This is a genomic window from Shewanella electrica (genome assembly GCF_022321485.1).
Taxonomy (GTDB): domain Bacteria; phylum Pseudomonadota; class Gammaproteobacteria; order Enterobacterales; family Shewanellaceae; genus Shewanella; species Shewanella electrica.
In genome coordinates this window covers 1-5,282 of record NZ_JAKOGG010000028.1, presented here as the reverse complement: position 1 = coordinate 5,282, position 5,282 = coordinate 1, and the positions used below count along the sequence as shown (strand labels likewise).

The 5,282-nt window shown below is 48.5% G+C and carries 7 protein-coding genes; 4 read left to right on the top strand and 3 right to left on the bottom strand.

Going from position 1 to position 5,282, the window contains the following annotated elements; genetic code table 11:
* Positions 1–83: 83 nt before the first annotated feature.
* Positions 84–1,175 (bottom strand): HD-GYP domain-containing protein, encoded by a 1,092-nt coding sequence (locus L9G74_RS19755; protein WP_238898496.1) that lies wholly within the window; start codon positions 1,173–1,175, stop codon positions 84–86.
* 430 nt (positions 1,176–1,605) lie between these two features.
* On the opposite strand from L9G74_RS19755, the gene L9G74_RS19750 reads away from it, so the two are divergent.
* Positions 1,606–2,538 carry a sensor domain-containing diguanylate cyclase gene (locus L9G74_RS19750; protein WP_238898495.1) on the top strand — a complete coding sequence of 311 codons (933 nt, stop codon included), beginning with the start codon at positions 1,606–1,608 and terminating at the stop codon, positions 2,536–2,538.
* Positions 2,539–2,551: 13 nt separating this feature from the next.
* Complete coding sequence (locus tag L9G74_RS19745) at positions 2,552–2,842, top strand: hypothetical protein (RefSeq protein WP_238898494.1); 291 nt, start codon at positions 2,552–2,554, stop codon at positions 2,840–2,842.
* Here L9G74_RS19745 and L9G74_RS19740 read toward each other — a convergent pair.
* Complete coding sequence (locus tag L9G74_RS19740; protein ID WP_238898493.1) at positions 2,772–3,410, bottom strand: histidine phosphatase family protein; 639 nt, start codon at positions 3,408–3,410, stop codon at positions 2,772–2,774. The genes L9G74_RS19745 and L9G74_RS19740 overlap by 71 nt on opposite strands.
* A gap of 178 nt (positions 3,411–3,588) precedes the next feature.
* On the opposite strand from L9G74_RS19740, the gene L9G74_RS19735 reads away from it, so the two are divergent.
* Both L9G74_RS19735 and L9G74_RS19730 read left to right on the top strand, forming a co-directional pair.
* On the top strand, positions 3,589–3,945 hold the full coding sequence (locus L9G74_RS19735; RefSeq protein ID WP_238898492.1) for a RidA family protein: 357 nt from the start codon (positions 3,589–3,591) through the stop codon (positions 3,943–3,945).
* Positions 3,946–4,036: 91 nt separating this feature from the next.
* Positions 4,037–4,459, top strand: a complete 423-nt coding sequence (locus tag L9G74_RS19730) for a DUF4156 domain-containing protein (protein WP_238898491.1) — start codon at positions 4,037–4,039, stop codon at positions 4,457–4,459.
* A 61-nt stretch (positions 4,460–4,520) separates the two neighbouring features.
* Here L9G74_RS19730 and L9G74_RS22360 read toward each other — a convergent pair whose 3' ends face one another.
* Positions 4,521–5,090: a sugar O-acetyltransferase gene (locus L9G74_RS22360; protein ID WP_275297535.1), complete on the bottom strand. Its 570-nt coding sequence runs from the start codon at positions 5,088–5,090 to the stop codon at positions 4,521–4,523.
* Positions 5,091–5,282 lie beyond the last annotated feature (192 nt).

The following is a 5,282-nucleotide window of genomic DNA, read 5'->3' as shown; positions in this document are numbered from 1 at the left end:
TATCGCTTATCGCTTATCGCTTATCGCTTATCGCTTATCGCTTATCGCTTATCGCTTATCGCTTATCGCTTATCGCTTATCGCTCAAGCTGTTGCAAGTTCATCGCGATATTGGTGCTGGATCTCCAGCATCGTTGGTAAGTTTTGTAGAAATACCTCAACTAACTGTGGGTCAAATTGGCTGCCGCTATTGTCTCGCAGGTAGTTCACCACATCTGCTACCGGCCATGGCGATTTGTATGGCCTAGTAGATAAGAGCGCATCAAAGACATCACATACCGCAGCAATGCGGCCTTCGAGTGGAATGGCTTCAGCTGCGAGTCCGAGCGGGTAACCGGCGCCGTCCCAACGTTCGTGATGGGTGAGCGCAATGCGACGCGCCATTTTGATCACTGCGGTATCGTTATTGGGCACTATCTCGCCACCAATTTGTGGGTGTTGCTTCATGCTGGCCCACTCTTGCTCCGTCAATTTGCCGGGTTTCAACAAGACCTCATCCGGTACGCCAATCTTGCCAACATCATGCAACGGGCTGGCGAGCAAAATCATATTGCACCAACTAGCGTCTTTGCCGAGGCATTTCGCTAGCTGGTAACACATGCGGCTCATGCGATGAATATGCTGGCCGGTTTCGTTATCGCGAAATTCGCCCGCCCGCGCGAGTGCTACATTCAATTGGGTGGCGAGGTTTTCCAGCTCGGCAGATACCGAGTTGTAATAAACAGATGTGGTGAGGCCCATATCCATAAAAATCACTTTGTTGAGCGCCGCAAGATATTGAAATTCCGCTTGCATATTGTCGCCTAACGCTTGGCGCACAATGCGAGCGAGATTGATCATCATGATGTTGTACGCGCCAGAGTAAAACCGCATGTTTACTCCAAGCTTATGGTGCGTTTTGCCAATGCGACGGCTGGCTTCAAGGTAGTTGCTGTCAAAGTTGCCTTTTAATACATAGTCGCGCCAGTAGCGTTTTTGATGATGCTTGGCGCGCAACATGGCGTTGTGGTTGGCATAAAAAGCCGAGGTGCCAGCAAAGGTGGTCAGTTTTTCGTACAGTTGTTCAATGAGTAAATCGATATGCTGTTCTATCACCCAGTAGTTTTCTTGCAGGGTGTCGATGGTCTCTTCATCAATTGAAAGATAGGTTTGCCACTGTTTGAATTCATGTTCCATTGCGTTCCTTGCTCCATTCATCGCCGACTTGGGTCGGTTATTCCTCGGTGCTGTTGGTGGATAATAACGGCACGGCATATCACCTGCCTTGTCTAAATCACACGCTGTTTGCTGCTAAACACATGCCAAGGTCGGCAGTTTTTGACGATGCAGTATCAGAAGGTTAGCTGCATAGCGGATGTGATACGGTTAAGTATTAGCGAGCGAATATAAAGCTGCCATATTTGGCGCAAATTAACCCTGCAAAATCAGTGGTTACTGTCAGTTTTTCTTAATTTATGTGTTGTTGTTCTAAAAATTTAAATATTTTTTTTGATTTAAATCATATGGTTAATTGGTAAGGCTGCCGAAAGGTATCTTGCGCACGACTTCGATAATCTACCAGCATCAAAAACGGCCAGTAGCCGAGATTTTCGAAGGAGCGAGCGCTATGAACGCCTCATTCAACAACCCAAATACCGCAGAATCTTTGCCAGAAGCTGCAAATCAGCAAGATTTGCTGCAAATGTTAGTCGCTCAAATGCAAGATGCCGCTATGTTACTGAGCCTGCAAGGTGATGTGCTGCAACTGAATGGTGCGGCAGTAGAGCTGTTGGGTTATGCGCAATCTGAGCTTGAAAGTGAGCGCTTACATTCGATAATTCTGCCGCCATATAAGGAAATTTTTACTTATCGGTTCGAGCATTCTAGCAGTAAAAATCCCTTTGTTCAGTCTGCATTGGAGATTGATATGCAGGCCGCTAATGGCGAGGCATTACCGCTGAGTCTGTCGTTATCTTTGATGCCAATCGCCGATGGCTTCTTGCTCGCCAACCTGCGAGATCTGCGTTCTGAGAAAGCAGAGCTAAGAAAACTCGCGCGTTTGGCGGCTACCGATCCGCTCACCAACCTTGCCAATCGTCGCACCTTCGATGAACGGTTAGCTCGAGCGTGGAAAATGTGCACTAGCCAACATTATCCCATCAGCGTAATAGTGTTAGATGTTGATTACTTTAAACAATTTAATGATCGCTACGGTCATATTCGTGGCGACCACTGTTTACAGTTGATTGCTGCAGCAATTGCGCAAGCGGTACCGGATGATTCCTGCTTGGCGGCGCGCTACGGTGGTGAAGAGTTTGCAGTCATTTTACCAGCAACCAGTGCCTCTACCGCGCAGAAAGTTGCCGGGGAGATCCGCAATCGCATCGCCGATATCTGTATGGAGATGGAAGGCGTTGAGCATAATGTGAGTGTTAGCCAAGGCATTGCTACCGAAGTACAGGGACAATTTCGTACCGCTGAAGCTTTGCTATTTGCAGCCGATACAGCAATGTATCGCGCCAAGTTGGAAGGGCGTGATCGTATTAACCAATCATTTTAATAGGAGGCTGGCAATGGATTGGCAGCTTATTCAGTCCGCTAAATCTGCGGAGCAGCGTATTGCGCTGTTTTTGTTTTTGCAGCAACGCCGTTATGGGAATCCGCCCAACAAAGCGGCGTTAGCGTTATGGAAAGGCTATCGTAGCCACGACATCGGTAAGTGCTTGTATCGCGATATGTTGCGGCTCAACGGTAATGTCGGCCAAGTAGAAGGTGCCGATGTACGCGATTATCTCACGCGCTTGCTGACATCGTTGGCAATTCTAAAGTCTCATGCAGATAGTTTGCATCGACCGCAATCTTAGTAAGTTGTTTATTGCGATAGTGGAATAAGGCATCTTGGGGACGTTCTTGTAACCAGATCTGCTCATCGTCTTGTTGCATCAGCATCGCTTTCAGAATCATGCCGGTTAGGCCGTGGCTGACAACAATCAACTGTTGGCCTTGATACTCTGCTAACCATTCACGTAAACGCGCTTGCACTTGGGTGAGCGATTCGCCGTTCGGGGCTTCTAAATACCAATCATTGCGTGCGGCAAATGCAGGATGGCGCTGTACAATTTGCTCAATCTGCTCATGTTCCCAATCACCCAGCCCCACCTCTTGTATCCGCGCATCGTAGATCACCTGCTGAGCACTAACTCCCATACCACGACACACTAGCTCGCTGGTTTGTTTGGTTCGTCCTAGTGGGCTACTGACAATTTGCCATTGGTTGAGTTGCGCACCTAGCTGCTTAGCTAACGTTTTGCCCATAGCAAATGCTTGCCGTTGGCCGAGGTCTGTCAGTGGTGAATTGCATTGTCCTTGCAGCCGACGCTCAGCATTGAAATGGGTTTGCCCGTGCCGTAACAGATAGATTTCGGCGAACATTAACGATCCTCGATGATGGAGTCAGACTTGGCATACTGCCTTTTGTCATATGAATGGGTCAAGTTGCAAATACAATTTTGGCTTAACGCACGCTGTCACTATGCGGTTGGCATGGCGTGCTTCTGCCATGGTTTTGTTATAGTAGTCGGCTATTTAGTCGCGACAGTGTGGAGCAAAGATGCCAATTAATCGTATTAACCCGACCAAACGTTGGTCTGATGTCACTCTTTATAATGGCGTTGCCCATTTTGTTGAAGTGCCTGAGTGTGAACCGCTAGGTGATATTCGCAGCCAAGTGCAGGCGGTGATGGCCCAAGCAGAACAAAAGTTAGCCATGATTGACGCCGACCGTAGCCGTCTGTTGTCGGTGACTATCTACCTCACCGATTTTGCCAATGCTGCCGCATTAAATGAGATTTGGGATGCATGGTTTCCTGACGGCTGTGCGCCAAGCCGAGTGTGTGTTAAAGCCGAGTTGGCCGATCCAGCGTATCTGGTAGAAATGGCCTTTGTTGCCGCAGCAGGACAGCTGTAACAGGTTTACTACAGTAGATAAAATATGTTTATTTTTTGAACGTTCAGTCTAAGATGGATGGCGGTTTCCATCAAAAAATAAGGACATGATGATGAGAAAAATACCGCTATTTGCCATAAGTATGGCGGGGTTGCTGTTCGCCGTTGGCTGTACCATTGTGGATGCGTCGCATATTGTCACTGGCACCACCCATCCTGCTACCTCGCCATCGCAGATCAAGTTGTATGGTGAGGCACCTAAAGTTCCATACGAGGTGATAGGCGTGGTGAATGTTACCGCTAACAATGATTGGGTGGCAGGGCAAGAATTGCTGGATGACGCACTCACTGCATTAAAAGATGAAGCGGCTAAATTGGGGGCTAATGCGTTGTTGATTGATGGCATTAATGCGCATATGTCCGCGAACGACGGCCTGATTGTCGGCAGCAACGACAACTTAAATTGGTTGTTTACCGACAATACGTTTGAGAAAAGTGTGCAGGCTAAGGCGTTGTATATTCTGCCTGCGCAATAACCACAAGATTTGGGATATAACAAGGGCAGCCATTTGGGGTTGCCCTTATTTATAAACGCGATTATTTATCTGTCGGTTCGGCTTTGCGGATGACGCGCGCCGGATTGCCCACCGCTAACATGCCTGCTGGCACATCTTTGGTGACGACACTGCCTGCTCCCACTACCGCACCATCGCCGATGCTAACCCCCGGCAGAATCTTCACATCACCCGCAATCCACACGTGATTACCTATCTTGATTGGCAAGGTGGTGCCGATATGGCGATCGCGTTCGGCAATATCCAGCGGATGCAGCGCGGTATACAAACACACGTTTGGGCCAATAAACACGTGGTTACCAATGGTGATTTCGCCTGGGTCGAGCACTGTCAGGTTAAAGTTGATAAACACATGGCTGCCGAGTTTAGTAGTGCAACCGTAATCCACTCGTAACGGCTTTTCGATGTGCACATCGTCGCCTACTGCCGCAAAAATCTGTTTAATGAGTTGTGTTTTCTGCGCCACTTGGCGCGCGCTAAGCGCATTAAACTCATCCACACGATCACGAGTTTGGTAGCGGATTTCTACCAGTTCTGCGTCATTAATACAGTAGGGCCTACCTGCCACCATGGCATCAAAAGCACGTTCCATCGGTTTCACCTTTTGGATTTAAAAATATTGTTGAGCATCTTAGCGGCTTGTTTGAGAAAAAGAAAAGTCCTTGGATGTTTAGCTATTGCCAAGTATGAATGAGCAACGCATGATGCCGAGACCCGAGACCCGAGACCCGAGACCCGAGACCCGAGACCCGAGACCCGAGACCCGAGACCCGAGACCCGAGAC